Raw genomic sequence first — 2,258 nt, 5'->3', positions numbered from 1 at the left:
TCTCGGAACCGCTCCAGGCCGCCCTCACCGCCCCCGAGGGCACCCCGGGCCGGGCCCGCCGGGTCGCGGCCGTACGGATCGTGCCCCGACCGCCGGCCGCGCCGCCCGGCGGCGGACACCCCTCCCCGCTGGTCACCTCCCTGGTCTCCTGGCGCGGCGTCGTACGGGGCGGCCACGACCTGTTCGGAACCGAACTCGCCGCCCTGGAGCCGGCGGCCGTCCGACGCGGAGCGCGTGAGGTGCTGGACGCCGGGGTGCGCGCCGTCGCCGTCACCGCCACCGGTGCGCCGGCCAGCGTCGGGCACGAGGCCGCCCTCGCCGCCGAACTCCTCGCCAGAAAACCCGACCTGAGACTGTGTCTCTCCCACGAGAGCGGCGGCCTCGGCCTGCTGGAGCGGGAGGCCGCGACCGTGCTCAACGCGGCGCTGCTCGAGGTCGCCGACCGGGTCATCACCGCCTGCGAGCAGGCCACGGAAGCCCTTCCCGGCACCCCCGCCTGCTGGTTCGCCACCGGCGACGGCGGCCGGGTCACCGGCCGCAGGCTGCGCTGGACGCCGGTCGTCGGACTCGCCGCCCGGATCGCCGCCGCGCTCATCGGCGCCGCCCGCACCGCCCGGGTCAGCGACGCCGTCGTCGCGCTCACCGACGCCGACGAGATCACCATGGGCCAGGTGCGCGACGGGCTGCCGCACGTGGAGACCGACCTCACCGACGGCAACGGCATCCGCACCTGCCTGCCCCAGCCCGTCCTCACCCGGATACCCGTCCACACCCCCTCCGCCGCCACCCTGCTGGCCACCCGCAGCCGACACACCAGCGACGTCGTCGCCGCGCTCAGCCCGGCGGGCGCCGCCGTCGCCGAGGCCCTGGCGCACCCCGGCCCCGACGGCCCGCAGCACATCCGCCCCGAGGCCGACCTCACCGCCGTCGGCGCCGCTCTCACCGAACCCAGCGCCTGGGTCGACATCCTGGTGCCCACCGACGGCCCCAAGTGCCTCGAACAGCACCAGCGGGACGCCGAACAGCGGGCGCTCGGCCTCGTGGCCGCGCACGGCGCCGAACCCGGCAGCGCCTACGTGGTGCGCTCCACCGCCACCGCCGCCGGCTACCTGCGGGTCTACCGGCTCCAGGTGCGCGCCGCCAGCCGCACCTCGGCGGAGGTCGCCCGGTGAACCCCGCACCGCACGGCGGCGCCACCGCCGTCCACCACATCAGCGCCGACGACGTGCCCGCCCTGGTCGCGGGGGACGAACTGCTCAGCTCCGGCGGAGGCGGCATCGACGGCCTCACCCTCTGCGTCACCGACCTGCTGCGCCGGCTGGGACCCGTGCCCCTCGTGCCGTTGGACGCGCTGCCGCCGCACACCCGCTGCGCCGCCGTCGGACTGGTCGGCGGCTTCGCCCCGATCACCGAGCTCCCGCCCGGCGGCGACGAGGGCGCCCTCGCCGTACGCGCGCTGGAGGAACGCACCGGACACCGGCTGGACGCCGTCGTCGCCCTCAACTCCGCGGGTCCCAACGCCCTGTTCCCCATCGCGACCGCCGCCCTGCTGGGACTGCCGCTCGTCGACTGCGACGGCATGGGCCGCATCCTCCCGCTCATCCACCAGACCACCTACGCGCTCGGCGGCCTGCCCGTCACACCGCTGGCCGCGGTCAGCCAGACCGGCGACACCACCGTCCTGGAGTGCGACACCCCGCGTGCGGACCGACTGCTGCGCGGCGTCGTGGACGCCTCCGGCGGCGCGATGGTCTGCGCCATGTACCCGACCACCGCCGGCGCCCTGCGCGCGGTCGCGATCCGGGAGGCGACCAGCAGGGTCATGCGCGTCGGTGAACTCCTCACCCGCGAGACCCGGCACGCCTCCCTGCTGGCCGGCCTCGCCCGCACCGTCGGCGCCCGGGTGCTGGCCAGCGGGCAGGTCACCGCCGTCGACCTGCCGCACCCGCCCGGCGGAGCGGGCGCGTTCCCCTCCATGCCCACCAGCATCGTCGTCAGCGACCCCGCCGGCGGCGGGCCCGTGGTGCGGCTGGAGGCGCAGAACGAGATCCTGCTGGCGCTCATCGACGGGGCCGTCGCCGCCGCCGTCCCCGACGTCGTCTGCCTGCTGGACCGGCAACGGCTGTGGCCGGTGGCGCTGGAGAGCGTCGCGGTCGCCGACCACGTGGACGTCCTGGTCGTGCCGGCGGCCCCCATGTGGCACACCCCGGCCGGGCTCGCGCTCGCCGGGCCGCGCGCCTTCGGCTTCCCCGTCCGCC

At 77.1% G+C, this 2,258-nt stretch carries 2 protein-coding genes; both read left to right on the top strand.

What is annotated here, in order from left to right:
- Window positions 1–1,172: hydantoinase/oxoprolinase family protein (locus tag GL263_RS25280; RefSeq protein ID WP_228456816.1), on the top strand; the 1,172-nt coding region annotated here is incomplete at its 5' end.
- The coding region (locus GL263_RS25275; RefSeq protein WP_323379557.1) for a DUF917 domain-containing protein at window positions 1,169–2,258 on the top strand (1,090 nt) is incomplete at its 3' end. The genes GL263_RS25280 and GL263_RS25275, both read left to right, overlap by 4 nt.

This window comes from Streptomyces durbertensis, from assembly GCF_014156695.1.
Taxonomy (GTDB): domain Bacteria; phylum Actinomycetota; class Actinomycetes; order Streptomycetales; family Streptomycetaceae; genus Streptomyces; species Streptomyces durbertensis.
This window is presented reverse-complemented; position numbering and strand designations above follow the sequence as displayed.